Genomic DNA, 26,477 nt, shown 5'->3' with positions numbered 1-26,477 from the left:
TCTTTACTTGCGATTGCCCCGCCCCTCCGGCGGGGTTTTTCGTTTGTGCGGAAATCATAAGGATTCCAGCAAGATCGCCCTGTACGTCGATCTCCACCTTCCCCTCGACTGGCGTCAGCACGATCTGATCCACGAGCGAGCGCAGGGTGTCGGCGGCCTCGATGCGCTTCCCCTCGTCTTCGTCCTGCAGGGCGTCGTAGAGCTGTTGGACGCGCTTGCGGTATTGCAGTGCCATGCTCGGGTGCAGCAGGGGTGGCGGCTCATCCGCTTCGGCCAGAAAGTTCTTCAGTTCGGCCTTGCGGCCTTCAAGCCGCTTCATGTCTTCGACGATGGCTTCGATTGGCCCGCCGGACTTGATCGCGGTCAGCAGCTTGGCCAGCTCGCGGTCGATCTTCTCGACCTCGGCCTCTGCTGAGACGATTTCAGCGCGACCTTCCATGCGCAGCCGGTTCATCTCCTGCGTGAAGACCTCGCAGAAATGGGCGAAGAGCTCCGGATCGACGAGTTTGGTACGCAGTGCGTTCAGCACACGCGATTCAAGCTCGTCGCGGCGGATGTTGACCCGGTTGTCGCAGGTCCCCTTGTTGCGGGCCGTCGCACATCCGATCAGCGTCGCCGAGATCGCGGAATACCCACCGCCACAGCAGGAACATTTGGTCAGTCCCGAGAAGAGGTATTTGGGACGGCGGCGGGTGTTGATCCGGGAGAGATCGGCCTCGCCGTTTTCCTTCCGGGCGATCTTGTTCACCTCCTGCCGCGCCTTCACGGCGTTCCAGAGATCGTCATCGAGGATGCGCAGCTCCGGCACTTCCTGGATGACCCATTCCTCTTCCGGGTTGGGGCGGGCCTGCCGCTTGCCGGTCTCCGGATCCTTGACGAAGCGCTGGCGGTTCCAGACAATCTTGCCGACATACATCTCGTTGTTGAGGATGCCGTTGCCGCGCTTCGGGTTGCCGTTGATCGTGCTGAAACCCCAGTCGCCGCCTGACGGAGCGGGAATGCCTTCCTTGTTCAGGGCGAAGGCGATGGTCTTGGCCGACTTGCCGGCGGCGTAGTCGCGGAAGATGCGGCGCACGACTTCGGCCTGGAATTCGTTGATGGTGCGATCGCCGCGGATCGGTTCGCCGTTCGCATCGAGCTTTTTGACCACATCGTAGCCATAGGCGTTTCCGCCGCCCGATTTGCCTGCCTCGACCCGGCCGCGTTGTCCGCGGCGGGTCTTGTCGGCCAGATCCTTCAGGAACAGCGCATTCATCGTGCCCTTGAGCCCGACATGCAGATGCGTCACCTCGCCTTCCGACAGGGTGAACATCTTCACGTCCGCATAGGACATGCGCTTGAAGATGCCCGCGATGTCTTCCTGGTCGCGCGAGAGGCGGTCCATCGCCTCGGCGAGGATCAGGTCAAAGCGGCCGCCCATAGCGTCGGCGATGAGCGCCTGAATGCCCGGCCGGATCAGCGAGGCGCCGGAGATCGCGTGGTCCGAATACTCCTCGACGATATGCCAACCCTGCTTCTCGGCATGGAGGCGGCACATGCGGAACTGGTCGGCGATGGAAGCGTCGCGTTGATTGTCGGAAGAATAACGGGCGTAGATCGCGACTTTCAAAACATGGCTCCCATCCGTATCAGGAGGAGCGCTTCCTCCTTTGCCGCGACATCTTCACTTCCTCTGCATAGCACTCCTGCGCCGCCTGCCTCGCCAGGATGCCGACCAGACGCAGAAGGCGAGGGTCGGGATTGCCGCGCGGCGTAAACGTCAGCTCCGGCTCGTCCAGCAGCAAAGATTCGAGCAGCGCTTCGCGCTCTCCTCCTGTCATCTTTGCCGGGTTTCCTGGGGCTCGCAAGGTCATAACTTGCAGCATTCGCCCCGAGGGAAGCATAAGCAACGGAAATTGAAGGCGAATATTCGGCGGCAATTGGCGCGGGTGAGCGTGCTATCGCGTAGCTCAGCGTGTCCTGGCGAGCCATGGCGTAGCAAAATAACCTATCGGAATCCCTCGCTGGCCCGGTCATCATTGGCCTCGTCGCCTCTCCTCATGAGGTCATTGACTGTAGGCGCAACCTTATCGTATTGTAATTCGCGATACAAGGCGCTATATGCCGACCAAGGAGATTCGCCATGGCCACGACCGCCGAACGCAAGGAATACCCGATCTCGATGCGCTTGCCCGAGGCGGATGTCGCAATGATCGATCGCGCCGCCAGCTTGCGCGGCCGCTCGCGCACCGATTTCGTGCGCGACGCCGCTGTGCGCGCGGCCGAGGAGGTCGTCATGGAACAGGGCCTGATCCGGATGAGCCCGGAGGGCTTCGCCGAGTTCATGGATGTGCTGGCGCGTCCGGCCGCTCCCGTTCCGGAGATGGTAGACGTTCTGAAGCGGCCCGCGCCATGGGAGCCCGGCTACGTGGCGAAGCGGTAAGCTCTTGCACCTTTCGGGTCCTGAACCGCTCTCTGCCGAACACGATGTGTCCGAGTTCACCTGTGGCAAGCCCACGCTTGACCACTGGCTGAAATCACGCGCCCTCTCCAATCAGCAGAAGGGCTTCACCGCCGTCCTCGTCGTGCATGAGGCTGGGCGCGTGGTCGGCTTCTACGGCCTCGCGCCCACCGGTGTGGTGCCTTCGGTTTTGCCGCGTTCGATTCGGACAGGCCAGCCGCCCAACCCGGTCCCCTGTATGCTGCTCGGCCAGCTCGCAACCGACACAGCATGGGCAGGGTTGGGTATTGGCACCGGCCTTGTGAAGCACGCCCTCCAGCGCTGTGTTCAGGCCGCGTCGCTGATCGGCGGGCGGGCCTTGATGGTCAACGCCGTCGACGGGGAGGCGGCCGAGTTCTGGAGGCGGCGCGGCTTTGAGCCGTCCAGGGATGATCCCCTGGTTCTGCTTCGCTCGATCAGCGACATCGCAGCGTCGCTCGGCGAGGCTGCCGGCTGAACGGTTGGCTGGCTCCAACCGTAGCGATCCGCCATTCAAATTCGTCTTCACCCCTGAAGAAAGGCGGGATCAAGCGCGCCAATCCAAAAAAGCGCGTAGAATCCGGAACCGGACGTTATTTGCCCTTCTTGCCTGAGGCGGGCGCTTCTCCGAGGCCCAGCCTTGCCGCGTGCCAGGAGGCTTCGTCGCGCGAGGAAATACCGAGCTTGCGGTAGATGTCCTTGATATAGCCCGCCACCGTGTTTTCCGAGATGCCCAACGATTCGGCCACCTCGCCATTGCGCAGGCCGCGGCCTATCAGGCCAAGCACCTCGCGCTCGCGTCCCGTCAGATCGTCTTCAGGCGCGGCCGGGCCAGTTCTCTTGAAATGCTCCATGATCCGGCGCGCGACCGAGGGTGAGAGCGCGGGGATTCCCTCGGCCATTTGCTTGAGCTGCCGGACCAGCAGATCCTGGGGTTGCTCCTTGAGCAGATATCCCTGCGCGCCTGCCGAAAGCGCGCCCACGATCGAGGCGTCGTCGCCCATCACCGTTGTGACGACACAGACAGTCTGGGGGCGCAGGAGACGCAGATTGCGCAATACGTCGAGACCAGACCCGTCCGGCAGGCCGAGATCGATCAGCGCGACATCGTAGTCGCGCGCCGCCGCCTGCGCGATGCCGGCGCGCATGCTCGCTGCTTCGTGAATCTCGGACTTCTCGAAAGCCGCGCTGACGATCTCGCTCAGCCAGCGGCGGGTTTCGCTCAAGTCCTCGACGATGAGTATCTTCGTCATTGCGTAATCCGTACAATATCAACGGGGAACCGCGCCTCGATACGGGTGCCCTCTACTCCGCTGGCGACGTTGAGCCGGCCACCCAGGCTCGTCACGCGCGCCTGCATGTCAATCGGCGTGCAAAACTGACCCCCTATTGGAGTGCGCCCCTGGGGGTGGACACGATCACGCGGCGGTTTTGACAGGTGTGCGGGCGTTGCGCTCCTCGAACTGTGCGGGGCTGAAATACCCCAGGGCTGAATGCAGGCGACGCGTGTTGTAAGCTTCGATGAAGCGGGGCACGCCGTCAGCGACATCCTCGAACGTTTCGTATTCCATCAGATAGGCATCTTCCACCTTGAGCGTCTTCATGAAGCTCTCAGCCTGGGGATTGTCGTAGGGATTGCCGCGCCGGCTCATGGAGCCGACAAAGCCGTGTTCCGCGAGCAGGTCGCGATGCATCTCTGACGCGTATTGCGAGCCGCGGTCTGTGTGAAACACGCAACCGGGCAAAGGCCTGCGCAGCGCAATCGCCTGGCGAAGCGCCTTCACGGCGAGGCGCGCATCGATGCCTCGGCCGATCGCATGGCCCACCACGCGGCGGGACCAGGCATCGAGGATCAGTGCGGCGTAGGCGAATCCACCGGTGATCGTGATGTAAGTCAAGTCGGCCACCCAGAGCTGGTTCGGGCCATGGACCTCGAACCCTTTCGCGACGAGCGGGAAGATTGGACTGTCGTGATCACTGTCGGTCGTGCGGACAAAACGCCTTCGTCGCCGTGGGTTCAAATTGTTTTCCTTCATCAGCCGCCGGACCTTCTTGGCATTCACGACGAAACCGCGGTGACGGAGCTCGGCATCAACGCGGCGGTAGCCATAGCCCTCGAACTCGTCGGTGATGTCGCGAATTTCGGCCACGATCACCCCATCTGCGGGCCTGCCGATGGGTTCGGCATAGAAACTCGATCGCGCAACCCCCATCAGCTCGCACCCCCGTTGGATCGAGAGGTTGGCGGGCCGACGGTCACGGATGTAGGCACGCTTCTCGGCGAGGGTCTGGAGCGTTGACCCCCCTTTAGAAACTCAATCTCGAGCGCCTGCCTCCCGACGAGCCGCTCAAGGGCTGCAATTCGCGCTTCGTAGTCTGCGAGAAGCTCGGCAGCGGCAGCGTCTTCATCCAATGCACCGGCCTCCGCCTTTTCGATCCAGATGCGGATCAGGTTTCTCGAAAGATCGTGACGGCGACCCAGTGCATGCAAGGTCTCGCCGGCATGATACTCGGCTACGACCTGGCGCTTGAACTCGGTGCTATGGCTGCGATGGCGTCTTGGCATGGGCTTTCTTTCTTCGAAAGCCCGCGTCCGGTCAATTCAGCTCACTCAATCTGTCCACCCCCAGGGGCGCACTCCAAAAGGGGGTCAAAATTGCACGCCGAAACACACATTGGGACGATCTGGGTGAACGATTCGAGGCCCTCGGAGCAGACCGACAAGTGGGCGAAATCAGCTTCCTTCTCGGCAAGACGGAATTCGGCGTACCGGACCAGGACCGCTTATGGTCCGGTGGCGGGGAATTGAGCGCCGCCATTCGAAAATTACGGACCAACAGAGACGCCGTGATGGCCTGCTTCAGTTCAATCCGCGACCCGTCCGCGCGGTAATCACGGCCAGGACGTCCCAGGGAACAGCGGCAGGCGTGGTATTGGATCACTGGCTATTCAAAGCAGCGCGAGCGGTGCGATGGTCTGGAAACGGTGCATCCAGGGCAACACGCTGCGAAGGGACGCAAATATCCATCATTACAAAATAATGGAACGTGCCGGCCTCCGGCGTTTCTATCGGCTCGGCGCCCGTTTCGCCGGCCACCTGACGATCCTCGAGGAACAATTCCAGTCTTTGCGATTGCGAGGTCCGTGCCCGGCAATCCACACGCATCAATTGGGCAGCGGCATCGAAGGATATATCACGGACCGTGCGGATGGACTTAAAGAAGGTCCACATCCAGACATCCACCGCTGTCTCCGGCGCAGCTTCCGGTAACTCACCGGCGATCATTGTAGCCATCGTCGGGTTTGAAGCGTTCGAATGAAGCACCCGAGAACATATGAGAACATACTGACTACAAGTCCTTCGTGTTCGTTGCGGAACGGTCTTGATCGCTGTGTCAGATATTCAATGCGCCGCTTCACTCAGGTCACGGGCTGCGCCAGTGGTACTGACAGAATCAATGCCACCAGTTCCGCCTGCCTTTGCACGCCGGTCTTGGAGAAGATGTTTCGCAGATGGAATGCGACGGTCGTGCCCGAGATCGCCAACCGGTCTGCGATCTGGCTGCGGCGCAGCCCTTCTGCCAACAAACACGCGACCTGGGCTTCCATCGGTGTCAGGCCGAACAACTGGCCAAGCGTCGCAGTGTCCATAGGAGGTTTGCTGTCTGTGCCGCTCAGTATCAGCATGGCGACCGCCTCATCATGGTGCGAGTGCGCTGGCAGCGACATCCCGATAATCATGAGCTGGCACCCATCGTCCAAGCGCAACCCCGTCGGCGCTATCCCTTTACCCGGGGCCAACCCTGCGATCAACGCGGACAGCTTCCGGCCATTTTCGCCGCTGGCGGCAATACGCCCACTCAGCGAGATTCCGGCCGCGCCCGACAAGTTTTGGGCCAGAGGGTTGGCATGGACCACGCCGCCATTGGCATCGAGCAGCACCACGCCAAGAGCCAGGCGGTCGAGGGCGGCCAGGCCAGACCGATCTCCCGGCATGGCGCGCAACCTTTGCATCCGGTTCAGGCGCGTTTCAACGGTGGCACGAAGCAGGTCGTAATCAATGGGCTTGGTCACATAATCGTCGGCCCCCGCCATGCGCCCATCGATTACCTGCTGGCGCGAGGACAGGGCAGTCAGAAAGACAAAGGGCACGTCATCAAGATCGGGTCTCGTCCTGCGCAAATGGGACATGAACCTCTTACCGTCCATGCCGGGCATCAGGATGTCACAGAGGATCAGATCGGGGCGCTGCCTTTCCAGACAGGCCAGCGCTTCGCGCGCATCTCCGGCGGCGCTCACGATGTAACCGGCCTCGTGCAGTTCGAAGGCGATGTCGTCGCGCAGGGATGGCTCATCCTCGACACACAGGATCAGTGGCGCGGTCATGCGGCGTCATCCTTCGGCAGGTAAAGCGCGGCCGTCAGGCCTCCCCCGTCACGCTGCGTCAAGGTCACGTCTCCTCCCTGTATTCGGGCCAGATCGCGCGCAAGCGTCAGCCCCAATCCGGAGCCGGGCAAAGTCTCGTGCCCGCTGCCTCGGTAAAACCTGTCAAAAGCACACTCAATCTCTTCGGGCGACATACCCCTCCCTCTGTCCTCGACCCGACAGACGATGCGGTCCCGCGACTGAAAAACACTCAAATCGACGCGGCAATCGGGCGGAGAATACAAGAGCGCATTGCGCAGGAGGTTGGACAGGATTTCGGCGGTCAACATCGGATCGCACAGAGCGACAGCTGGTTCTGTTTGCACCGACTGCCGGATACGGGCCGGGTCGCGGTCCCGCGCCGTCGCCATCAGGTCATCAATGACTGAAGATACCAGATCGCTTAGGTCATGGGCGCGCAGGCTAGGAAGAACCGCATCGCGTTCCAGCCGGGACATCATCAATGCGGTATCTGTCAACTTCACGAGCCGCGCGACCGCCTCACGGGACACCGCCGCCTTTTCCGAGATCAGTTCTGGTGGAACCGGGCCGCCGCTGCGCCGCGTCAGGCGGTGCATCGCGCTGTCGATTACGGCTAGCGGCGTGCGGAACTGATGGGCAATCAGGTCGGCGAACCGGCGGTGGTTCTCAGAGGTTTCGCGTTCGCGTTCCAGATCGCTGGCGAGCTTCTCAGCCCGCAGGTGGTCCAGCTGTCCGCTCATCAGCCGCCTCTCACGATCGATCAGGATTGCCACCAGCCCCAATCCCGCTACAGCAGCCCCCAGCACTGACATCAGCGCAAGCAAATGCAGGTGCCTCAGGCTGTCCAGGCGCGTGGCCTGACTCTGCCATTCATGGGACATCACCAGACTCGCCTTGGTCCTTAGTGCAACGACCAGCGCCGTGACATGTGCCCGCAGCGCGGCCGGATCGGCACCTTGCGCGGGGTCAAGCGCCAGAAGCCCACTGCGCCAGCGTGCAAGTGTTTCGGACACTCCCGCATTCTCGAGAAAGCGACGTTGCGGCCCATCTTCCAACAGCGTCAGCCGCGAAACCAATATATCAAAACGGGTCTGGACCTGATGTGGCGCTGCCTCATCCGAGAGCGCCAGCGCAAGGTTCAAGGCCTCGATCTGCGTCTGGCCAAAGACCCAGATCATGTTCTCGGTTGCGGCAATGCGCATCTGGCGTTCCAGCACGACAAGCTGCCACGCAGCCAGCCCCAGCAGGCCCAGGCAGATCGCCACCAGCCCACCAAGCCACAGATAGCGGGCTCGCCCGACTGTGCCGGTCATTGCACATGCAGCGAGACAAGCTGCCAGACCCATCGCATGTCATACCGTATATCGGCCAGAACGCCGTGATTGTCGCGCGGATAGACGATCCAGACTGGACCCTTGTCACGCGGGGTCAGAGGCACGTCATCCATGTAAAGCGCGGCCAGAACATCAAACCGGTGAAAATCCTCGACAGGTATATCGACGACATAGTCGTTCAACGCTGTCGCGCGCACACTACTTCCCTCGGCTCCGGCATGGGCGAGGATGTCTCGCATCAGCACACCGCGGAACTCCGGCCTGCCGTCTGTGACGCTGGTTGATGTCGAAAACTCATGCCAGTCCATCGTATCGAAATCCGCGCGCGTCATCTCCACTCTGCCGTCCGTGACCGCGCCGGTCAGGGTCAGCAGGACGTCCTCGGCAGCCGCTGGTACGGCCATGAACACAAGTGCCGTCATCAACGCGGTCTGAACGATGTGATATCGCAAGCTCATCACCACAACCCAAAATGAAAACCAGGTTCCGGACTGAACTCTATCACAGGAGACTACATGTTCCCCGTTCAAACGAACGGGGCGGCCAGTCTTGAGCAGAACTAAACTCAGAATCAAACAGCAGGAGGATCTACGCTTGACCATCTTCTCGACCATGCGAAGAGCGGGCATACCTGTTCTGGCCTGTCTGCTGGCGCTGCCGGCGCTGGCCGACGAGCCTGGAGGGCTGGTTACCGGCAGTTTTGGCGATCAGCCGCTAGAGCTGACTGTTGCCCCCGAATTGTCCGGCGCGACGATCATCGGCAACTATGCCGATGCCTCCTTGCTTGCCTCACAGATGGAGGGCGATCAGGGGCCGGTCAATCTGGAACTGACGATCAATGGCGAATTGCCCGCGCCCGGCGAAATGGCGCTGACGATCACCTTTGCGCGCGACATGGGACGGAATTGGACCGGCGATCAGGACAGCCTGACACTGACCCTGGAGGAATTCACGCCGGGCGACGGGATCGTCGCCTTGAAGGGTACGCTCACCGGGCAAGTCAGCCTTCGCCCCGCAAACGAAACTCGTTGCGCTCTCATCCCAGCATCCCCCGGATGCAACAACGGGCAAGTCAGCGGTGGCCCCTCGTCCGAAACCCGGCCTGTCACCTTCAGCTTCGACACCCGGCTTGAAGAGCTTGACTGAGATGGCTGGACCCGCCTTTGCCCGAACTGCGGCCCTGCTGCTGATCGCTACGGCAACCTCAGCACTGGCCGGTGAACCGTCCAACCCGGTCTGCCACGCGGACGTCCATCGCGCCGGTAATTTTGACCTGCGACAGATTGGTCCGCTGATCGCGGGAACGTGGACCGAAGCCGCCATCGGAACGAGTGTGGCAATAGGCGTTCAGGAGAGCACCTTCGAGATCATTTATGATCGGAACCGCAACCGATTGTATCTGGGTTCGGACGGCATTCAGACCGAACTGGTGCCGGTTCGAGGTGGCAACAAGCCGCTGCGCTTTGACTTTGTGCGTGGCGAGGCAATGGACCCGCAGTTTTATATGTTGACTTCAACGGGTTCCGAGCCCGGCGCGGAGCCTTGGGAATGGGCGTTGGTTCAGGATTGCCAGATTGCCTCGGCGCCGCAATTCGAATGGCAATTCGGCACCGGTGCGCGGCGCTCGGACGGGATCATCAGTTTCTTCTCGGCCAATGAGGCGATGGGAACAAAACGCAATTCGGCGCGGGGCGTCCGCGAACAGCTGATCAGCCGATAGGAATGCCAATGAAGGTGCTTGTCCCGCTTGTCCTGGCCCTCGGAATCGCAACCCCGGCTGGTGCATTGGACGCCATCGGCGAGATCGGGGCAAACTTGGACGGTGAAGAACTGAACTGGCAGGTGATGCGTCAGGATGATGGCTCGGCGATGGTGCAGATCACCGATATCGGCCCGCTGACCATGATCGAACTGCATGCACTTGGTGACGGCAGCATTTCTATCGGCCTGATCTTTCACGGCAAGCCTTCCGGAGATACGCCGCCCGCCGGTCTGACCATCGACATGCGGCCCGATCGCGGGGCGATGGCGGGCGCGGTCTGGGAAAGCGAGGAAGAGCCGCCGCAGATGTCGATCGACCTGCTGGATCTTGAGGATGAAGGCCGCATCCAGGCCAGCTTTGCGGCAACCCTATGCCGCCGGGATGCCCCGGACGACTGTCGCGACGTCGAGGGGCGGATCGACACGTCGTTGGGTGCAGGCCCATGACACTGGCCGAGTTTCTGGCTGATCCGCTGCGCGTGACGCAAATCTCCGACAGCGTGCTGGAGATCGAGAATCGTCCGGTCCGGCGGGCGGTGATTGCTGCGTCGGTGATATTGGTGGCGATCGCGGCGGGCCTGGCAGCCATCGGGGATGGTGCGACCGGAACGGGGATCATCGTGCTTGCCGTGGTGGGCCTGATCGGCTGGCTCTACATGCACGAGTTGGTGCAGCTGACTCAACTGAGCCTGGACAGGCATGCCGGCCTTGTCCGGCTGCGTGTGACCACATTGCGCGGGCGGCGTGAAGAGACATTCGCACTTTCGGACCTGCACAAGCTGGAAAGCGTCGCGCACTATGGCACGGCGGCAGGAAACGATGAGACCCGGCTGGTGCTGATTTGCGGATCGGGACCAGAACGGCGCGAGATCATAGTGCCCATGTTCCGCCCGGATCCCGAAGAGGTGGCGCGTCTGACGGGCGTCGTCAATGGCTGGCTTTCCCGCCAGGGAAAGGGAAACCCGTCATGAGTATTGAGACGAACACGCCCGAACGACTGGAACTGGAACTGGCGATACCGCGCTTTATCCTGTGGTTCGTCATGGTGCCTGTCCTGCCGATCACGCTGATCGGGCTTGCCAATCTGATCGGGGGCGAGTTCCTGACCGCGCTGGTGCTGCTGGTCGGGCTGAACGGGGCCTTTCTCGCGGGATATATCGCCCTGTCCGAGCGCACACGGCTCAGGTTGGACGCAGGGTCGGGGCTGGTCAGCATCATCCGGACATCGCGCCTCGGCACGCGTCAGCGGGACTATCCGCTTGAGGCGCTCGACAGTGCCGAACTTGACCGCAGCCATACCTCGCGAGAGGACCGCAGCACCTCGAAGGTGGTTCTGGTTTTTCGCAACACCCGCCCGGCAACACGGGTCGCGCTGTCGCGGTGGAGCGTGTCCGGCGACGGGCCCGTGCTAATCGCCAATGACATCAATGCCTGGCTGCGACGCCATTTCGGGGGCGAACAAACTTCCCCCGCATCTCAACCTTCAAGCTGATTGCCCCAAAAGGAACCGGAGCCATGTGGGATTTCAATATCAGACAAGCTCTCGGACTGTTGGGCCGAACATTGCCTTTCGTGCTCCTGCGTGCCGCCGTCTATTTCGGAATCACACTGGCCTATATTCTGGCCACCGGCGCCGGTATCGGGGTCGGCTGGGGCGTTGGCGCCTTCGGGGATGACGAGTTCCGCGCGACCGCGATGGCTTGGGGCGGCATGGCCGGCTTTGGCCTGACCGGCGCTGTAATGTACTGGCTTCGGGAATACATTCTCTACATCGTCAAGGCAGGCCATGTCGCGGTTCTTGTCGAACTGATTGACGGCAAGCCCCTCCCGGAAGGGAGCGGCCAGATTGCCCATGCAACGACCGTGGTGAAGGAGCGCTTCGGCCAGGCCTCACTGCTCTTCGCGCTGGACCAACTGGTCAAGGGAGTCATTCGCGCCGTCATCGGCCTTGTGCGCGGTGTATTGTCCATCCTGCCGATCCCCTATGTCCGGCAGTTGATGGGCATTGTGCAGGCCTTCCTGCGCGTGGCGGTGGGCTTCATCGATGAGGTGATCCTCGCCCATGCCATCCGCACCCGCTCGACCGATCCCTGGATATCCGCACGCGAGGCGCTGGTGCTCTATGGCCAGAACTGGAAGGCGATGCTCCGGAACGCCGCCTGGCTGACGCTCTTCACCTATGGTCTCGCCTTCCTGATCTTCCTCGTGATGCTCGCCCCGGCAGCGGCACTGGTCTACGTCATGCCCGGCGCCTGGTCGGCGGGCGGCTTCGTTTTCGCGTTGCTGTTCGCCTGGAGCGTCAAGGCGGCCTTTCTCGAGCCCTTCGCCGTCACCTGCCTGATGCAGGTCTATTTCAGGATCACCGATGGCCAGGAGCCCGACCCTGAGTGGGACGCGCGGCTGGAGCAGATGTCCTCACATTTCCGCAAGCTGAAAGAACGCGCCGGTGCCCGCTTCGGGACAGCGCGCGATGGAGAAGCCGCATGAGATCTCTTGTGACCGCCGGGTTCATCGCCCTGACATCCGCCCTTGCGCCGGCGGCGCTTGCCCAGGAGCGCCCCAGCACGATCCTCGTTTTGGACGCCTCGGGGTCGATGTGGGGGCAGATCGATGGGGTGAACAAAATCACCATCGCGCGCGATGTCGTCGGCGACATTGTGTCGGATTTCCCCGTCGATCAGAATCTCGGTTTCGTCACCTATGGCCATCGCGAGCGCGGGCAATGCGCGGATATCGAGACCTTGGTCGAACCCGCGCACGGCACTGCGGCAGAGATCGCCGGCATCGTTGAAGGGTTGAACCCGCGGGGCATGACCCCGATGACCGATGCCGTCATCACCGCGGCTCAGGCGTTGCGCCACACCGAACAGGCGGCGACGGTGATCCTGGTTTCCGATGGGATCGAGACCTGCAATCCTGATCCTTGCGCCGCCGCCCGCGCATTGGAAGAAGCGGGCGTAGATTTTACCGCCCATGTCATCGGCTTCGACGTGCGGGGCGAAGCCGATGCCCTGTTGCAGATGCAATGCATCGCCGAGGAAACCGGCGGCCGCTTCCTGACTGCCGACAATGCCCAGGAACTCAACGAAGCCTTGCGCGAGGTCACTGCCGCCCCGGCCTCAGGGAGTTTCACCTTCACCGCAAATCTCGGAGGCGAGGAGATCGGCGACGAGACCGTCTGGGAGCGGCCAGCAGCGCCACTGGAGCTTCCGCTTCTGTCCGGCGAGGTGATCTGGGAGATATCGGATACTTCGTTCAACATGGTGCAGACCGGCACCGCGAACCCCTTCATCACGGATCTGCCGTTCGGCGACTATATCGTGACGGTCCATTCGACGGCGCAGGACGACTTCTCGCAGACCGAGGCCAGTTTGGCGTTGGACAGCGCGCGCAATGTCCACGCCATTTTCCCGCCCATCACGTCGCAACAGCCCACCGCCCAGGTCTTCGGCCCTGCACAAACCTTGGTTGGCTCCGCGTTTACGGTGAGCTGGGAAGGTGAGGGTCTGGCTCCGCGTGATTATGTGACAATTGTCCCCGCCGACGCCGAAGACGGAGCCTATGCGGACTATGACCGGCTGGAGGACCGTACCGAAGGCGAGCTTCGTGCGCCAGCCGAGCCCGGCCTCTATGAAGTGCGTCTGCAATTGGACGCGGGGGACCGCGTGCTCGCCCGCACCCCGGTCGAAGTTGTCGATTCCGAGGTTACTGTCTCCGCGCCGGCCCAGGTCGTTGTCGGGTCGGCATTCCCGGTCACCTGGCAGGGTGAAGGCCTGCACCCCCGCGACTACGTGACGATCGTTCCCGCCGGTTCGGCGGACGGCACCTATGCCGACTACGATCGCATGCAAGGTCGGAGCGAGGGCGAGCTGCGGGCGCCTGCCGAACCCGGCCTCTACGAGGTGCGCCTGCAATTGGACGTGGGGGACCGCGTGCTCGCCCGCACCCCGGTCGAGGTGGTCGATGCCGAGGTTACTGTCTCCGCGCCGGCTCAGGTCGTTGTCGGGTCGGCTTTCCCGGTCACCTGGCAGGGTGAGGGTCTGCACCCGCGCGACTACGTGACGATCGTTCCCGCCGGTTCGGCGGACGGCACCTATGCCGACTACGATCGCATGCAAGGTCGGAGCGAGGGCGAGCTGCGGGCGCCTGCCGAACCCGGCCTCTACGAGGTGCGCCTGCAATTGGACGTGGGGGACCGCGTGCTCGCCCGCACCCCGGTCGAGGTGGTCGATGCCGAGGTTACTGTCTCCGCGCCGGCTCAGGTCGTTGTCGGGTCGGCTTTCCCGGTCACCTGGCAGGGTGAGGGCCTGCACCCGCGCGACTACGTGACGATCGTTCCCGCCGGTTCTGCGGACGGCACCTATGCCGATTACGATCGCATGCAAGGTCGGAGCGAGGGCGAGCTTCGCGCGCCTGCCGAACCCGGCCTCTACGAGGTGCGCCTGCAACTGGACGCGGGGGATCGCGTGCTCGCCCGCACCCCGGTCGAGGTGATGGATGGTGATGTTTCGCTCGACGGACCGGACAGGGCGCGGGCCGGCGCCGAGATCACGCTTTCCTGGACCGGCGCCATACATCCGCGCGACTACATAGCCATCGTTCCCGGCGGCACGCCCGACGGCGAGCAAAGTGGCTATCGCCGCATTCAGGACGAAGATCAGGCCACGTTCACTGCACCCGCGGAGCCTGGTGCCTATGAAATCCGCTACCATTTGGACCGCGGCGATCGGGTCATGGCCCGGCGACCGCTCGAGGTGCTGGCGGCGGACGCGCCGATAGACGAGGGGGCCGGGCTAATGGTTCCTGGTACGGCAAGGCCGGGCGACATCGTTACGGTTTCGTGGACAATCGAAGCTGGCGATGCCGACCGGCGCGTGGCGCTGGCACGAGCTGATGCGCCCGACTTTACCTGGATTACAGTCCATCGCGTGGGCGACGAAACCGAAACGGTAATCAAGCTCCCGGACGAGCCGGGACAATACGAAGTGCGGTTTCTCGACCTTCAAAGCCAGAGCGTTCTCGGACGCGCGATGATCACGCTCGGCGAATGAACTACGAACACATCAAAGAATCCGGAGAACCCAAGACCATGCTCAGATCAGTCATCACTGCATTTGGCTTACTCGCCCTTGCCGTTCCCGTCATGGCTGCAGAGCCGGGGGGAGCCGCGTCAGGGACGATCGCAGGCGAAGAGATAGAACTGTCGGTCTGGACAGAGCAGTCTGACTTCACATCTTCAAGCTTTTCAATCTATTTTCGAGCACCGGCACTGAGAGAGCGCGGTCTGGGCAACTTATCCCTCGGCGCAGAGTGGATCGGCGATCTCGATGGTGACTTCTTTTCCGCAGAAATCGATATCCCAATTCTCGATACCGATCCGTATCGCATTTACCGTGCGGACCTGGACGATGAACTCTCCCTGACAATTACGAGCGCCTCAGACCAAGGCGGTGTGCTGGCGATCGCGGGCCAGGTGGAAGGTGTTCTAACGAGTATGGACCGGATTGCACTTCGTAATCCTGACCCTGACGACACTCTCAGCGTTAGCCTGACATTTGAAGCCGTATTGAGTGAGTTGCAGTGAGGACCGCGGCGCTTTCCCTAATTGCGATCTGCCTGTCCGCGCCTGTGCTGGCCGATCAGCCGGGTGGGGATATGACTGGGTTTCTCGAAGTGGCACCTGTTTCATGGCGGATCGACGCCGAGCGGTCAGAATTCCATTTCGAGAGCGAAGGCATTGGCTCTCTGCGGATTCTTGCCGAACCGCAGGAGGTGCCATCGGGCATCGGTTCCATCCGGTTGATGGTGATGGTGGCCGATGGGACCACAAGTCTTCTCGAACTGCGGCTCGAGGACGAAGACGGAAATCCCGCTCTTGGACTGTCAAGCCAGGCCGGGGGGCAGGCAATGCTCGAAATCGACCACAACAATGACGGTTCACTTCACTTCACCGGCGTGATCGAGGCAGGCCTGACGGCCTACCCGATGTCAGGCCGAACTGCCGGCGAACGACAAATGCTGGTTCTGGATGTGGATGGAGGCCGGATCACCGCTACCGGGCACTAGCGTTCTGCGGCAGGGAGGAAAAATCCAATGAGACCGGTCATCGTTTTGACAGCCATTTTGTCCTGCGCCGCCGTTCCCGCGCTGGCGCAGCGCGCGGGCGACATTTCGGACCTTTGCGGAACGTCCTCGCCGGCAACGTGGCAGGAACTGCGGGAACACTTTGTGGGCGACTGGCGCGTTGATCACCTGTCCGGCTACGTCCATGCCGGCAGGATGGTCATCCCCATGGAGCCTTCCCCCGAAACAGAGATCATGTCGATCTGGGTACTGGGCGAGGATCTGCTGCTCGACCATGCGGAGTTGACAGAGCCGATGGTTATCACCCTTGCCGACGAAGGCCGTTGGGTGATCGAGGCCAACCATCCCGAGATCCCCGAGCCGGCAATGACGCCGGACGAAGCCGTGCTGGCATGGGCCGGAGACTGCGATCAGGAGGATTTGCCCCGTCTCATCGGTCAGAGCCATGTGGCCATGGCGGGCTCGGTCATGGACATGACGCTGCGCATGCTGCCCGTCGACATGGACACGATCTACGCCATCCTTGAGATCGAGGGCGCCGCCCAGGGCCAGTATGTCGTCGCGCGGCGTGTGGTCTGGCTGAACCGGGCCGGCGAATAGGAGGCATTGTGAAACGGTATCTCGCCACTCTGTTGGCTGCGTTGATCTTCCCCGCGGCAGCGGCGGCCCAATCTGAGATCGCATTAGCGGGCTGTCCAGCAGAACGCTCTGTCTATACATTGGGGACCGAGGGCGATGAGTATGCCATCACGCTCGTCCCGGCACGGACGCGGGCCGGGTTTTCCTCGGACCTGTATCTGCGGCTCACCACGCCTCAACGCGACTATTGGTTTGTATTCGATGTCGCCGCGTCGCAGGGAAACATAACGCTAAATCCGGTCGGCGATCCCTACGCGCCCGAAGCGCGTGCAACCGGTCCGGCAAACACCATCGAGGCCTTTCGTTCCCGCTGGCCGGATGCGCCGATGGATGAACTGCCGTCATTGCTGCGCTTCTATGCGTTGGATGCGGAACTGGGCTTTACCTTGGCGCAGCCGCAACAGGGGCAGCCGGCACCACCTTGGCTGCTGATGCCGGAGTTGAACACGGCGCTTTGGTATCACTTGCCAGCATTGACCGACGATCCGGGAGCCGAACGTGACGCCATGCCACGGGGTATCTTCCGGCTAACGGCCTGCCTCGACACCGCCCCACCCGCAGCCTTCCCATGATACCGAAGGTGGCCGGGAGCGCTTTTCAGTTCATGCCGGCTTCAGCCCGTTTGAACGAACGGGGCGGAGTGCGTAGCGCAGTGCTATAGGCTCCGGCACGAGGGTTGGGGAATGCCGTCGCGTGACGGCGAGTGGAGACCTTTCAACCATAGCGCATGGGAAGGTGAACCCGACGATGAAACTTTCACATATCCTGCTCGCAGCCTGCATGTTTGCGCCGCTCGCCGCTCATGCCGAGACCCCGAAGGACCGCACGGTGGCTGTGATCGAAGAAGCCGGTTGTGTCCTCGATGCCTCGAACGTGAACGAAGTCCTCGACGGTCTCGGACTCAGCGATGAGGAGTTCCGCGTTATCGGCGAGGAACTCGTCGCCGAAGGGTTGGCCGATGTTTCAGAAATGGGCGTGTTCCGGCTCACCTCGCCAAATTGCCCTTCCGCACCCCTCAACGCGCATGCCGGGACCCCGAAAGATCGCACAGTTGCCGTGATCGAGGAAGCCGGTTGTGTTCTCGATCGCTCAAACATCAACGAGATCCTCGACGGCCTTGCGCTCAGCGATGAGGAGTTCCGCGCTATCGGCGAAGAACTTATCGCTGACGGTCTGGCAGAAGTTTCCGAAATGGGTGCGTTCCAGCTTACCACGCCATTTTGCGTATCAGCGGAGTGAGGTGGGCCGGCGCACCGCGAGGGGGGATGGGCCGTCAAGGGGCTGCGCGACGAGGATATACCGCCCTTTGCCTCCTCGGAACGGGAGAATCCGACCGTTCCGGAACTCGATGAGCCGACGATCGCGCAGAGGGCGATGCCTGCTGGCCGTGAGCCGGTCGGGGACTACGGGTATACCGGTTTGTCGCCGCGCCGCCATTCGGTGTCCTTCCTGCGGCAAGACCCGGCTGTAACGACGGTGCGACATATCTGGTACAGGGTTTGTTTGGTGGGGAGGCCTTCCCCCTGGTCGGCACTGCGTTGCCGACACCCCCCCCTTCGAGCGGGGGATTCCCCCGCAACACCCCCGGAGAGGGAGAGTGCGGACGGGTTTTCCGTGACGGGTTGAGGGCTGGAGGAGTGGCCTCCGGCGCCCGTCGCGGAGATCATCCCGATGGCCAGACAGGACCGCGCCCGCCCAGGCGGCGCCCGCAGCAATCTCTATGACGACATCACCGACAAGATCATCGCCGAGCTGGAGGAAGGCCGGCTTCCCTGGGTCCAGCCCTGGGGGACGGCGGCGGCGAAGGCGCCGCTCGCCATGCCGAGAAACGCCGCGACCGCGCGGCAATATTCCGGGATCAACGTCCTGATCCTCTGGGGCGCCGTGGTCCAGCACGGCTATCCCAGCCAGCATTGGCTTACCTTCCGTCAAGCGCTCTCGCTCGGCGGAAATGTCCGCAAGGGCGAGCGCGGCACCACCGTCGTCTATGCCGACCGCTTCACCCCCGAGGACGAGAAGCGCCGCGCCCGGGAGTCGGGCGAAGAAGCCAGCAGCATTCCGTTCCTGAAGCGCTTCACCGTGTTCAACGCGGCGCAATGCGAGGGTCTGCCCGAGGACATCGCTATCGAGGCCCCGCCATCGCCGCCCGGCATGATCGAGCCGAGGGTCGAGGCGCTGATCGAGGCGACCGGGATCGATTTCCGCATCGGCGGGGATCGCGCCTTCTATGTTCCGGCGCTCGACTACGTGCAGGTGCCGCCTCCGGCCGCCTATTTCGAACCGATCAACTGGCACAGGACGGCGCTCCACGAGATGGGTCACGCCACAGGCCATGCTTCGCGCCTGGGACGGGATTTTTCGGGCAGCTTCGGCACGAAGAAATACGCCTTCGAGGAGCTGGTCGCCGAGATGAACGCGGCCTTCTGCTGCGCCTCGCTCGGCATCGTGCCGACCGTGCGCCATGCCGACTATATCGGCTCCTGGCTCACCTTATGCTCACGTCGTCATAACTCGAGTAATCCGCAGCAGCGCATAATGTGAAGGAACGCGGCCAGATTGGCGGAAGTTCGGGTTATCTCGCCACATTCCTCCGCATTATTTCAGAGCGTGTCGAGCCAGGCGAGCACGCTCGTATCGCGTTTCCACGAGGGCTGGCGGCCGTGTGTTTCGGGAACGCCGACCTGCTCCAGTGCCTTGCGCTTTGTTTCGAGATTGGCTCTGGCATAGTGGTTCGTCGTATCGAGGCTTACGTGACCGAGCCAGCTACGGATAACCGTGACGTCGACGCCCGCCGATATGAGGTGCACGGCGGTTGCGTGCCGGAAGGCGTGGGGCGTCACATGCTTGTCGCGTAGCGTTGGCGTGGTCTCGGCTGCCGCCCTCACATAGGCGGCAAGCTTGAACCGGACCCCCGACGCGCTGAGCGGCTCGCTATAGCGGTTGACGAACAGCCGCTGGTCTGGCGCCCGCGGTTGCCGTTCGAGCAGCTTCTTCAACAGCATCGCGGTTTCCGGCCAGAGCGGGCAGATACGTTCTTTTCGACCCTTGCCAGTCAGTCGCACGCAGCTTGGACTTTCGAACCTGATCGCATCAGGGCACAGGTCGAGCGCTTCCTGTATTCGCGCGCCGCTGTTGTAGAGGAACGAGAACAACGCGTGATCGCGCATACCTTCGAGTGTCGAACGATCAGGCTGAGCCAGGATCGCCGTCACTTCCACCGGGTCCAGATAACATGGTTCCGATACTGGACCGCGCTTTGTCGGGATGTTGAGGATTTCGACGCATTGCGCGATCGATCCGGGATCCCTGGTCGCAACGAAGTTGAAGAAGCTGCGGATCGCTGCAAGTCGGCAGTTGCGCGTGCCGATCGTGCCGCCGCGTTCGTGTTCGGCGTGACCGAGGAACGCGATGATCTCTCCGGCGGTCAGATCGGCCAGCGTGATCATCGCCACCTTCTTTCCTGCGCGCTGTGCGACGAACCGGAGGAAGAGCCGCCAGGCATCGCGGTACGACCGAACCGTATGGATGGATGCATTGCGCTGCTCGACCAGCCATTCGTAGAAGAACGCGCGCATCAGGTCTGGGAACCGATTGTTCCTGGTCATGCCGGCACCTCTGGCCCGATGTTGAGGCATGGCGCTCCCAGCACGCGGAACCGCTCATTGGCGTGATGCAGAAGGTCCTGTGTGACGGTAATGTAGACCAGCGTCGAGTTGATATCCCGATGGCCAAGATAGGTGGCGAGGAACGGCAGACGATCCTGTGGGTTGATGCCCGTCTTGTACCATTCGAGGATCCGGTTCACGACCATCGAGTGCCGCAGGTCGTGCAGGCGTGGTCCTGTTCGCCCTTGAGGCGGTTTCAGCCCGGCACGACGTATGACTTCTACGAGAAGCCGGGCGACAGTCTGCTTCGTATAGCGGTCGCCACGCCGTTCGTGCCAGAACAGGCCGGAACGCGGATCAAGTGATCCACCGGCGCGGCGTCGGGCGTCGGTATATACTTGAAGCTCGACCATCACGCTGTCGGGAAGCGGCAGTATCCTGGTCTTGTAGAACTTGGTCTGGCGGATCGTGATCGTGCCGCCCCGGAACTCAACGTCACCAAGATCGAGGCGGGCCAGTTCGCTCCGCCGCAGACCCGCGCAATAGGCGAGCAGCAGCATGGTGTAGAGGCTCAACGAGCGAAGCGGCGCCCGTGGCGAGGGGTAGGAACGGGCGACGTCGAGCATACGGCGCACGTCGGCGGGTGTGTAAATATGCGGCTTTCGCCAATGCTTGGCCACTTCCTTTCCCGGACGTGGGTCGGGCCGGCGCGGCGGGATTGATGGATTCTGATGCCGGAGGATTTTCGCAAGGGTGCGCTTCAGTTTTTCGCACTCGTTGGGATGGTTGCGCGTCGTTTTCGCCACCGACCAGTGTTCGAGAATCACCCCGAGCGACTGACCCTGAAGCGCCGGATTCAACTGCAGGAACCGGTCGAACCGCGAGAGCCAGGCCGTTTGCGCGGTGTATTTGTAACCCCGGTTGCGCATCAGCGTGACGTGCTCGGCCATCATTTTGCCCAGCACGCTGCCGAACTGCCTGGGCTGGTGTAGTTCGGCGAGCGCGCTGTCCGGCTCGCGGGAGGCCAGCGCCCGCCACACCGGCTTGCACTGTTTGATATTGCAAGCGTCGCGCAGGGCGGCGATGGGATTACGTGCGATCGCTCCGGTTTCCTCAAGATGATCGAGGAACCGGTCGATAATCCGGGTTCGGTGCAGCCGCGTCGTCGAGGCCCACCGGCCCGGCGATACATTCAGCCATGCCACCAGCATATCCTTGTCGAGCTTGGCGTGACGTTCGGCGACATCCTGGAAGATGTTGAGCGCCTGCCTGTAGTAGATGCGGCTGTTCGTGGTGCGCAGGTTGAGGCCTGCAATGTAGCGCGCGATCAACTGGCGCTCAGGGTCGGGCCAGATCGTCATGACCGCACCTCCTGTCCCGGCACATCGAGCGCAATGGCCCGGAGGTCCTCGGTGGCAAGCTTCAGATAGGGCGCCGTGGATTCTGTAGAGCGATGCCCGAGCAGGTCGCCGATCACTTTCTGGGGCACGGCGGCGCGTAGCATCTCGACTGCACGTGCGTGGCGGAAGATATGAGAACCGCTCTTGCCGGCCGGCTTGATTCCGGCATCCTCAAGTCGCCGCCGCACCATGCCGGCCAGCAAGCCGAGCTTGCGATAGGGCGCACGTGTGCGGATGAAGATTTCCCGGGCGTCGGTCACAGGCCGCCCCGCCTGCAGATAGGCGAGCACCGCTTCGCCCACCGGCACCATCAATGGCAGGAATGAACAGGCCCGGGTTTTGGTGTGCCTGATGCGGATCGATCCCGCCCGCCAGTCGATGTCCTCGATCCGCAGATTGCAGATTTCGCCCGATCTCAGGCCATAGGTCGCGAGCAGTTGCAGGATGGCATGATCTCGCAACCCCATCGGCGTCTTGTCCTTCCCCGCAGCCTGCAAAACGGCAGCGATCTGGTCCCGCTCAAGGATTGAGGGCACCCCTTCATAGGCATAGAGCAAGGGCGCGATGACGTGCGGCGACAAGTCGATCGCGGTGCGCCCCGTCCGGTGCAGATAGCGCAGCATCGAGCGAAGCCGCTCCGCCACATCCTTCACCGACTTGCGCGTCTGGTGAGGGCTGCGCGCGTCCATGTAGCGGTCGATGTCGCCCACCGTCATCGTCATCAGACTGTCGGGGCCGCGTCGATCAAGCTGCCAGGTCAGAAAGTTCCGCCCCTCCCACATCAATGCGTCGATGCTGGCCGCGGCAAGGCCTCGCTCCTCGCGCAGCCAGGTCTCATATTCCTCACAGACGGCAAAGCGCAGTTCGTCGGCAGCGCAGGTCGCTTTCGGTGCAATTGGCCATTGACCCTGTGCGAGCCGCAGCAACGCGTGGATTCCAGAACGCGGAATGGAATGCCAATCCCGCGCCGGCGCCCGCCCATGGCGTTTGCGGAACATCGCAATCGCATGGTGGAGGTACTGAGCCACCTCCGCCTCGGTCACCTCTGTGATCAGGATGTCCCGCTGGGCAAGATAGTCGACAAACCCACGCGCGTAGGCGCAGTAGTTCCCGATCACCACGGGGCTGTATCGTTGCTCGGTCAGTGAAATGCGGAGTTTGGAGATGGGCTCGTAATCGGCATTCGACATTATTGATTCCTTTGCTGGTCAAAACGACAGCAAAGGTTCCGTCGAAAATAATGCTGAGCAAAGAGCAGACGCAAACGGCCAGATCCTGCGGATTCAAAGCGTTGACGTCACGTTCCTTCACATTATGGACTGCTGCGGATTACTGGAGGTGCTGCGCGAGGACAACCGCGCCATCGTCCGCGCCGCCTCGCAGGCGAGCAAGGCGGCCGACTGGCTGCTGGCGCATCTGCCCGACGAGGACGGCGATGTAACGGTTGCGGCCTCGATCGAGCGGAGGGTGGCGGCATGATCCTCCTGACCGGCACCCAGCGCGCGCAGCTCCTCGCCAATGGCCGGCAGCGCGGTATCGACCACGTTCCCGTCGTCAAATTCTTCAATCCCTTCGGCGAGGGCGTCTGGCTCGCGACCGAACTGGATGAAGACGGCGACGTGATGTTCGGCCTGGCCGACATCGGCTGTCCCGAACTCGGAAGCTGGAGCTTCAGCGAGCTGGAATCGATCCGGCTGCCCTTCGGTATGGGCATCGAGCGCGACCTGCTCTTCACCGGCGATTTCCCGATCTCGGTCTGGTCCGAAGCGGCCCGGGCCGCCGGCAGCATCCGCGCGGCCGAGCGCAGCCTCTACGCCCCGCGCTCGTGACGACGCCGGATCGGCCCTGAAACCCGCCGATACGGAAACCCGGAAAGCCTGAGGTCCGGCTCTCAGGATTTGCGATCCCGCGCCGCTCTCTCCGAGGCAGAGGGCGGCGCTTCTCGCCGTGACGCGGTGAAAGTCCCGGCGCCCGGCCGGTTGCCCGTCGGGGAATACGAACATGACGCGACATCTGAGGAAACCCGCCAGCGACCCGCAGCCTCCCCGGTTCTCGGCCCAGGAGCAGGCCGTGGTCTATGAAGCCCGCCAGATCCTGCTGCGCCACCTCAACCAGAACCCGGTCCTGTCCTCCTGGCAGGCGGTTCTGGACTATTGCGCCCTCACCATCCGCGGCGAGGTCGAGCGCTTCCACGTCCTCTATCTCGACCGGAAGAACCGGCTCATCTCGGACGAATGCCTCGCCATCGGCACGATCGATCATGTCCCGGTCTATCCGCGCGAGGTGCTGCGGCGCAGCCTGGCACTCAACGCCTCCGCGCTGATCATCGTCCACAATCACCCGGCCGGCGATCCCGAACCCTCCGCCGCCGATCTCGCGATGACGAGGGAGATCCAGAAAGCCTGCGCGGCTCTGGGTGTGACTCTGCATGACCACATCATCACCGGCGCCGGCCGGGAGACCAGCCTGCGCGCCCGAGGCGAGATCTGACGGTCAAGGGGAATTGCGCCGGCACGGGGCCGGGAGAGTGAAAGGAGGGATGGGGAGTTCGCGACGGGCTGGTTGCCGGAGAGAGAGGCTCCCCGGCGTCCGTCATGGAGTGAAGAACATGGCTACTGCCGTTCAGAAGATCACCCTGTCGTCCTCGCGCGACATCCCCTTCAACAAGCTCGTGCTCTCCCAGTCGAACGTCAGGCGCGTGAAGGCCGGCGTCTCGGTCGAAGAACTGGCCGAGTCCATCGTCCGGCGCGGCCTGATCCAGTCGCTGCATGTCCGGCCGGTGGTCGATGCCGAGGGCAAGGAGACCGGCATGTTCGAGGTGCCCGCCGGCGGCCGCCGCTACCGGGCGCTGGAACTGCTGGTGAAGCAGAAGCGCCTCAACAAGACCGCCCCGGTGCCCTGTGTCGTGTCGGAGGCCGGCGCCGACATCCTGATCGACGAGGTGTCGCTCGCCGAGAATGTCGAGCGCGCGCCGCTGCATCCGCTCGACCAGTTCCGCGCCTTCCAGGCGATGGGCGAGAAGGGCATGACCGAGGAGGAAATCGCGGCGGCCTTCTTCGTCGACGTCAAGATCGTGAAACAGCGCCTGCGCCTGGCCTCGGTCTCTCCCGCGCTGCTCGACATCTATGCCGAGGACGGCATGACCCTCGAACAGCTCATGGCCTTCACCATCTCGGAGGACCATGCGCGCCAGGAGCAGGTCTGGGAGGCGATCAAGGACGGCTGGCAGAAGGAACCCTATTACATCCGCCGCCTGATGACCGAGACCACGGTCAGGGCATCGGACAAGCGGGCGGCATTCGTCGGCATCGCGGCCTATGAAGATGCGGGCGGCTATGTGCTCCGCGATCTCTTCCAGTCCGACGATGGCGGCTGGCTTCAGGACGCCGTCCTGCTCGACCGTCTCGTCAGCGAGAAGCTCAAGGCCGAGGCCGAGACCGTCGCCGCCGAGGGCTGGAAATGGATCGAGATCGCCGTGACCTTTCCCTATGGTCATGAACACGGATTGCGGGAACTCGTCGGCGCCACGGTCGACCTGACCGAGGAGGAACGCGCGACCCGCGAAGCGCTGCGCGACGAATACGACCGGCTCGAGGCCGCATATTCCGAGGCGGACGAGCTTCCCGACGAGGTCGACCAGCGCCTCGGTGAGATCGAAGAGGCGCTGGAGGCCTACGGTCGCCGTCCCATGACCTATGCGCCCGAGCAGATGGCCCGGGCCGGCGCCTTCGTCAGCATCGACTCCGATGGAACGCTGCTGGTCGAGCGTGGCTATGTCCGGCCCGAGGATGAGGGGACGGTCGAGCCCGAGGGCGGCGATGGCGCTGACGATGCGGGCACGGCGACCGAGGGCGATCAGCCGGCTGGCGTCCAGCGCGCCGTGATGACGGCTGGCGGATCCACCGAGGCAGACGAGGAGGAGGATGAGGTCGAGACGATCCGGCCGCTTCCCGACCGCCTGGTCAGCGAACTGACTGCGCATCGTACACTGGCGCTCCGAGATGCCGTGGCGACGAAGCCCCATGTCGCCATGACCGCGCTTTTGCACCGGCTGGTCACGGACACATTCCTCCCGCATTCGACGCGGGGCTGCATCGAGGCCCAGGTCCGCGAGGTGCATTTCCCGGCGCAGGCCGAGGATCTGCGCGACAGCGCCTCGGCGCGGGCGGTAGCCGAACGGCACGAACGCTGGGGCGATCATATCCCCGCAGATGACGCGGCGCTCTGGGACTGGCTGGCCGATCTCGACGAGGACTCCCGCATGGAGCTTCTCGCCCATTGCGTGAGCTTTGGCGTCAACGCGCTCTACGAGAAGCCGAACCCCTATGGCGGCATGGGAGTCAGCCAGCACGGCCTTGACGTGCGGCTGGCGCAGGCCGACCGGCTGGCGCGAGCAACCGGACTCGACATGGTGGCGGTGGGCTGGCGGCCGACGGTCGCGAACTATCTGGGCCGCGTGACCAAGCCGCGCATTCTCGAAGCTGTGCGCGAGGGGGCGGGCGAACGGGCGGCCGAGCTTATCGACCACCTGAAGAAGGGCGACATGGCGAAGGAGGCTGAGCGACTGCTCGCGGAAACCGGCTGGCTGCCGGAGCCGCTGCGCATGATCGACCCCAGCGCGGAGACCGACGCTATGGCCTCCGCCGATGTCGAGGCCGACGACCTGCCAGAGTTCCTGGCACGTGATGGCGAGGATGAAGACCTCGTCGAGGAGGAGGAGCAGCACATGGTCGCCGCTGAATGACCTCCGCCTGCGGGGTCGGCTTCGGCCGCCCCGCATCTTCCCTCT

Annotated in this window: 29 protein-coding genes and 2 pseudogenes; 19 read left to right on the top strand and 12 right to left on the bottom strand. The window is 63.0% G+C overall.

The window, feature by feature from the left end; all coding sequences use genetic code 11:
- Together H7H34_RS22180 and H7H34_RS22175 are read right to left on the bottom strand one after the other, a co-directional pair.
- Nucleotides 1-1,609: recombinase family protein (locus H7H34_RS22180; RefSeq protein ID WP_185926772.1), on the bottom strand; the 1,609-nt coding region annotated here is incomplete at its 3' end.
- Nucleotides 1,610-1,628: 19 nt separating this feature from the next.
- The gene (locus H7H34_RS22175; RefSeq protein ID WP_024846158.1) at nt 1,629-1,820 is read right to left on the bottom strand and encodes a hypothetical protein; all 192 of its coding nucleotides are present in this window, start codon (nt 1,818-1,820) and stop codon (nt 1,629-1,631) included.
- 302 nt (nt 1,821-2,122) lie between these two features.
- On the opposite strand from H7H34_RS22175, the gene H7H34_RS22170 reads away from it, so the two are divergent.
- Complete coding sequence (locus H7H34_RS22170) at nt 2,123-2,422, top strand: type II toxin-antitoxin system TacA family antitoxin (protein WP_012092580.1); 300 nt, start codon at nt 2,123-2,125, stop codon at nt 2,420-2,422.
- A gap of 4 nt (nt 2,423-2,426) precedes the next feature.
- Nucleotides 2,427-2,936 (top strand): GNAT family N-acetyltransferase, encoded by a 510-nt coding sequence (locus H7H34_RS22165; protein ID WP_185926771.1) that lies wholly within the window; start codon nt 2,427-2,429, stop codon nt 2,934-2,936.
- A 115-nt stretch (nt 2,937-3,051) separates the two neighbouring features.
- Here H7H34_RS22165 and H7H34_RS22160 read toward each other — a convergent pair whose 3' ends face one another.
- From H7H34_RS22160 to H7H34_RS22130, 7 genes are all read right to left on the bottom strand, one after another.
- Complete coding sequence (locus H7H34_RS22160; protein WP_185926770.1) at nt 3,052-3,711, bottom strand: response regulator; 660 nt, start codon at nt 3,709-3,711, stop codon at nt 3,052-3,054.
- Nucleotides 3,712-3,876: 165 nt separating this feature from the next.
- Nucleotides 3,877-4,692, bottom strand: a complete 816-nt coding sequence (locus tag H7H34_RS22155) for an IS3 family transposase (RefSeq protein WP_371811466.1) — start codon at nt 4,690-4,692, stop codon at nt 3,877-3,879.
- On the bottom strand, nt 4,671-5,024 hold the full coding sequence (locus H7H34_RS22150; RefSeq protein WP_185926769.1) for a transposase: 354 nt from the start codon (nt 5,022-5,024) through the stop codon (nt 4,671-4,673). Before H7H34_RS22150 ends, H7H34_RS22155 begins: the two co-directional genes overlap by 22 nt.
- 372 nt (nt 5,025-5,396) lie before the next feature.
- Nucleotides 5,397-5,744, bottom strand: coding sequence for a hypothetical protein (locus H7H34_RS22145; protein ID WP_185926768.1), 348 nt, complete (start codon nt 5,742-5,744; stop codon nt 5,397-5,399).
- A gap of 134 nt (nt 5,745-5,878) precedes the next feature.
- Nucleotides 5,879-6,844, bottom strand: a complete 966-nt coding sequence (locus tag H7H34_RS22140) for a response regulator (protein ID WP_185926767.1) — start codon at nt 6,842-6,844, stop codon at nt 5,879-5,881.
- Entirely contained in the window at nt 6,841-8,178 is a 1,338-nt protein-coding gene (locus H7H34_RS22135; protein WP_185926766.1) for a sensor histidine kinase, read from the bottom strand. The genes H7H34_RS22140 and H7H34_RS22135 overlap by 4 nt, the downstream gene beginning before the upstream one ends.
- On the bottom strand, nt 8,175-8,657 hold the full coding sequence (locus tag H7H34_RS22130) for a putative pterin-binding protein (protein ID WP_185926765.1): 483 nt from the start codon (nt 8,655-8,657) through the stop codon (nt 8,175-8,177). The genes H7H34_RS22135 and H7H34_RS22130 overlap by 4 nt, the downstream gene beginning before the upstream one ends.
- A 136-nt stretch (nt 8,658-8,793) precedes the next feature.
- On the opposite strand from H7H34_RS22130, the gene H7H34_RS22125 reads away from it, so the two are divergent.
- The 13 genes and pseudogenes from H7H34_RS22125 to H7H34_RS22065 form a co-directional block, all read left to right on the top strand.
- Entirely contained in the window at nt 8,794-9,345 is a 552-nt protein-coding gene (locus H7H34_RS22125) for a hypothetical protein (RefSeq protein ID WP_185926764.1), read from the top strand.
- A 1-nt stretch (nt 9,346) separates the two neighbouring features.
- Nucleotides 9,347-9,919, top strand: a complete 573-nt coding sequence (locus H7H34_RS22120) for a hypothetical protein (protein WP_011749576.1) — start codon at nt 9,347-9,349, stop codon at nt 9,917-9,919.
- 8 nt (nt 9,920-9,927) lie between these two features.
- On the top strand, nt 9,928-10,407 hold the full coding sequence (locus H7H34_RS22115; RefSeq protein WP_011749577.1) for a hypothetical protein: 480 nt from the start codon (nt 9,928-9,930) through the stop codon (nt 10,405-10,407).
- Nucleotides 10,404-10,931, top strand: a complete 528-nt coding sequence (locus tag H7H34_RS22110; protein ID WP_185926763.1) for a hypothetical protein — start codon at nt 10,404-10,406, stop codon at nt 10,929-10,931. Before H7H34_RS22115 ends, H7H34_RS22110 begins: the two co-directional genes overlap by 4 nt.
- Nucleotides 10,928-11,452, top strand: coding sequence for a TMEM70/TMEM186/TMEM223 family protein (locus tag H7H34_RS22105; RefSeq protein WP_185926762.1), 525 nt, complete (start codon nt 10,928-10,930; stop codon nt 11,450-11,452). Before H7H34_RS22110 ends, H7H34_RS22105 begins: the two co-directional genes overlap by 4 nt.
- Nucleotides 11,453-11,475: 23 nt before the next feature.
- Nucleotides 11,476-12,447 (top strand): hypothetical protein, encoded by a 972-nt coding sequence (locus H7H34_RS22100; protein WP_185926761.1) that lies wholly within the window; start codon nt 11,476-11,478, stop codon nt 12,445-12,447.
- Complete coding sequence (locus H7H34_RS22095; protein WP_185926760.1) at nt 12,444-15,011, top strand: VWA domain-containing protein; 2,568 nt, start codon at nt 12,444-12,446, stop codon at nt 15,009-15,011. Before H7H34_RS22100 ends, H7H34_RS22095 begins: the two co-directional genes overlap by 4 nt.
- A complete protein-coding gene (locus tag H7H34_RS22090; RefSeq protein WP_185926759.1) occupies nt 15,008-15,544 on the top strand; it encodes a hypothetical protein in 537 nt (178 codons plus the stop codon). Before H7H34_RS22095 ends, H7H34_RS22090 begins: the two co-directional genes overlap by 4 nt.
- 71 nt (nt 15,545-15,615) lie before the next feature.
- Nucleotides 15,616-16,026, top strand: coding sequence for a hypothetical protein (locus H7H34_RS22085; protein WP_185926758.1), 411 nt, complete (start codon nt 15,616-15,618; stop codon nt 16,024-16,026).
- Between the two features lie 27 nt (nt 16,027-16,053).
- Nucleotides 16,054-16,644, top strand: coding sequence for a hypothetical protein (locus tag H7H34_RS22080; protein ID WP_185926757.1), 591 nt, complete (start codon nt 16,054-16,056; stop codon nt 16,642-16,644).
- Nucleotides 16,645-16,652: 8 nt separating this feature from the next.
- Entirely contained in the window at nt 16,653-17,255 is a 603-nt protein-coding gene (locus H7H34_RS22075) for a hypothetical protein (RefSeq protein ID WP_185926756.1), read from the top strand.
- Nucleotides 17,256-17,430: 175 nt separating this feature from the next.
- Complete coding sequence (locus H7H34_RS22070; protein ID WP_155984411.1) at nt 17,431-17,922, top strand: hypothetical protein; 492 nt, start codon at nt 17,431-17,433, stop codon at nt 17,920-17,922.
- A gap of 432 nt (nt 17,923-18,354) precedes the next feature.
- A pseudogene (locus H7H34_RS22065) lies at nt 18,355-19,170 on the top strand (ArdC family protein); the annotation flags it as partial.
- A gap of 113 nt (nt 19,171-19,283) precedes the next feature.
- Here H7H34_RS22065 and H7H34_RS22060 read toward each other — a convergent pair.
- The 3 genes from H7H34_RS22060 to H7H34_RS22050 are packed head-to-tail and all read right to left on the bottom strand — an operon-like array spanning nt 19,284 to nt 22,878.
- Nucleotides 19,284-20,288: a site-specific integrase gene (locus H7H34_RS22060; protein WP_185926754.1), complete on the bottom strand. Its 1,005-nt coding sequence runs from the start codon at nt 20,286-20,288 to the stop codon at nt 19,284-19,286.
- The gene (locus H7H34_RS22055; RefSeq protein WP_185926753.1) at nt 20,285-21,649 is read right to left on the bottom strand and encodes a tyrosine-type recombinase/integrase; all 1,365 of its coding nucleotides are present in this window, start codon (nt 21,647-21,649) and stop codon (nt 20,285-20,287) included. Before H7H34_RS22055 ends, H7H34_RS22060 begins: the two co-directional genes overlap by 4 nt.
- Nucleotides 21,646-22,878 (bottom strand): site-specific integrase, encoded by a 1,233-nt coding sequence (locus tag H7H34_RS22050; RefSeq protein ID WP_185926752.1) that lies wholly within the window; start codon nt 22,876-22,878, stop codon nt 21,646-21,648. Before H7H34_RS22050 ends, H7H34_RS22055 begins: the two co-directional genes overlap by 4 nt.
- A 142-nt stretch (nt 22,879-23,020) precedes the next feature.
- On the opposite strand from H7H34_RS22050, the pseudogene H7H34_RS22045 reads away from it, so the two are divergent.
- From H7H34_RS22045 to H7H34_RS22030, 4 genes and pseudogenes are all read left to right on the top strand, one after another.
- Nucleotides 23,021-23,167, top strand: a pseudogene (locus H7H34_RS22045) (zincin-like metallopeptidase domain-containing protein); the annotation flags it as partial.
- Nucleotides 23,164-23,517 carry a DUF2958 domain-containing protein gene (locus H7H34_RS22040; RefSeq protein ID WP_185926751.1) on the top strand — a complete coding sequence of 118 codons (354 nt, stop codon included), beginning with the start codon at nt 23,164-23,166 and terminating at the stop codon, nt 23,515-23,517. The pseudogene H7H34_RS22045 and the gene H7H34_RS22040, both read left to right, overlap by 4 nt.
- 172 nt (nt 23,518-23,689) lie before the next feature.
- On the top strand, nt 23,690-24,178 hold the full coding sequence (gene radC / locus H7H34_RS22035) for a RadC family protein (protein WP_185926750.1): 489 nt from the start codon (nt 23,690-23,692) through the stop codon (nt 24,176-24,178).
- A 118-nt stretch (nt 24,179-24,296) separates the two neighbouring features.
- The gene (locus tag H7H34_RS22030) at nt 24,297-26,432 is read left to right on the top strand and encodes a ParB/RepB/Spo0J family partition protein (protein ID WP_185926749.1); all 2,136 of its coding nucleotides are present in this window, start codon (nt 24,297-24,299) and stop codon (nt 26,430-26,432) included.
- Nucleotides 26,433-26,477 lie beyond the last annotated feature (45 nt).

Source organism: Stappia sp. 28M-7 (assembly GCF_014252955.1).
Lineage (GTDB): Bacteria > Pseudomonadota > Alphaproteobacteria > Rhizobiales > Stappiaceae > Stappia.
Note: the sequence above shows the minus strand (reverse complement) of the source record. Positions and strands in the feature narration are given on the sequence as shown.

Coding starts and splice junctions, on each gene's coding strand:
- H7H34_RS22070 (WP_155984411.1), top strand. CDS start 17,431: ATGAAACTTTCACATATCCTGCTCGCAGCCTGCATGTTTGCGCCGCTC.
- H7H34_RS22130 (WP_185926765.1), bottom strand. CDS start 8,657: ATGAGCTTGCGATATCACATCGTTCAGACCGCGTTGATGACGGCACTT.
- H7H34_RS22050 (WP_185926752.1), bottom strand. CDS start 22,878: ATGTCGAATGCCGATTACGAGCCCATCTCCAAACTCCGCATTTCACTG.
- H7H34_RS22175 (WP_024846158.1), bottom strand. CDS start 1,820: ATGACAGGAGGAGAGCGCGAAGCGCTGCTCGAATCTTTGCTGCTGGAC.
- H7H34_RS22085 (WP_185926758.1), top strand. CDS start 15,616: ATGACTGGGTTTCTCGAAGTGGCACCTGTTTCATGGCGGATCGACGCC.
- H7H34_RS22160 (WP_185926770.1), bottom strand. CDS start 3,711: ATGACGAAGATACTCATCGTCGAGGACTTGAGCGAAACCCGCCGCTGG.
- H7H34_RS22115 (WP_011749577.1), top strand. CDS start 9,928: ATGAAGGTGCTTGTCCCGCTTGTCCTGGCCCTCGGAATCGCAACCCCG.
- H7H34_RS22135 (WP_185926766.1), bottom strand. CDS start 8,178: ATGACCGGCACAGTCGGGCGAGCCCGCTATCTGTGGCTTGGTGGGCTG.
- H7H34_RS22100 (WP_185926761.1), top strand. CDS start 11,476: ATGTGGGATTTCAATATCAGACAAGCTCTCGGACTGTTGGGCCGAACA.
- H7H34_RS22120 (WP_011749576.1), top strand. CDS start 9,347: ATGGCTGGACCCGCCTTTGCCCGAACTGCGGCCCTGCTGCTGATCGCT.
- H7H34_RS22030 (WP_185926749.1), top strand. CDS start 24,297: ATGGCTACTGCCGTTCAGAAGATCACCCTGTCGTCCTCGCGCGACATC.
- H7H34_RS22150 (WP_185926769.1), bottom strand. CDS start 5,024: ATGCCAAGACGCCATCGCAGCCATAGCACCGAGTTCAAGCGCCAGGTC.
- H7H34_RS22090 (WP_185926759.1), top strand. CDS start 15,008: ATGAACTACGAACACATCAAAGAATCCGGAGAACCCAAGACCATGCTC.
- H7H34_RS22040 (WP_185926751.1), top strand. CDS start 23,164: ATGATCCTCCTGACCGGCACCCAGCGCGCGCAGCTCCTCGCCAATGGC.
- radC (WP_185926750.1), top strand. CDS start 23,690: ATGACGCGACATCTGAGGAAACCCGCCAGCGACCCGCAGCCTCCCCGG.
- H7H34_RS22145 (WP_185926768.1), bottom strand. CDS start 5,744: ATGATCGCCGGTGAGTTACCGGAAGCTGCGCCGGAGACAGCGGTGGAT.
- H7H34_RS22055 (WP_185926753.1), bottom strand. CDS start 21,649: ATGACGATCTGGCCCGACCCTGAGCGCCAGTTGATCGCGCGCTACATT.
- H7H34_RS22105 (WP_185926762.1), top strand. CDS start 10,928: ATGAGTATTGAGACGAACACGCCCGAACGACTGGAACTGGAACTGGCG.
- H7H34_RS22110 (WP_185926763.1), top strand. CDS start 10,404: ATGACACTGGCCGAGTTTCTGGCTGATCCGCTGCGCGTGACGCAAATC.
- H7H34_RS22170 (WP_012092580.1), top strand. CDS start 2,123: ATGGCCACGACCGCCGAACGCAAGGAATACCCGATCTCGATGCGCTTG.
- H7H34_RS22095 (WP_185926760.1), top strand. CDS start 12,444: ATGAGATCTCTTGTGACCGCCGGGTTCATCGCCCTGACATCCGCCCTT.
- H7H34_RS22080 (WP_185926757.1), top strand. CDS start 16,054: ATGAGACCGGTCATCGTTTTGACAGCCATTTTGTCCTGCGCCGCCGTT.
- H7H34_RS22140 (WP_185926767.1), bottom strand. CDS start 6,844: ATGACCGCGCCACTGATCCTGTGTGTCGAGGATGAGCCATCCCTGCGC.
- H7H34_RS22060 (WP_185926754.1), bottom strand. CDS start 20,288: ATGACCAGGAACAATCGGTTCCCAGACCTGATGCGCGCGTTCTTCTAC.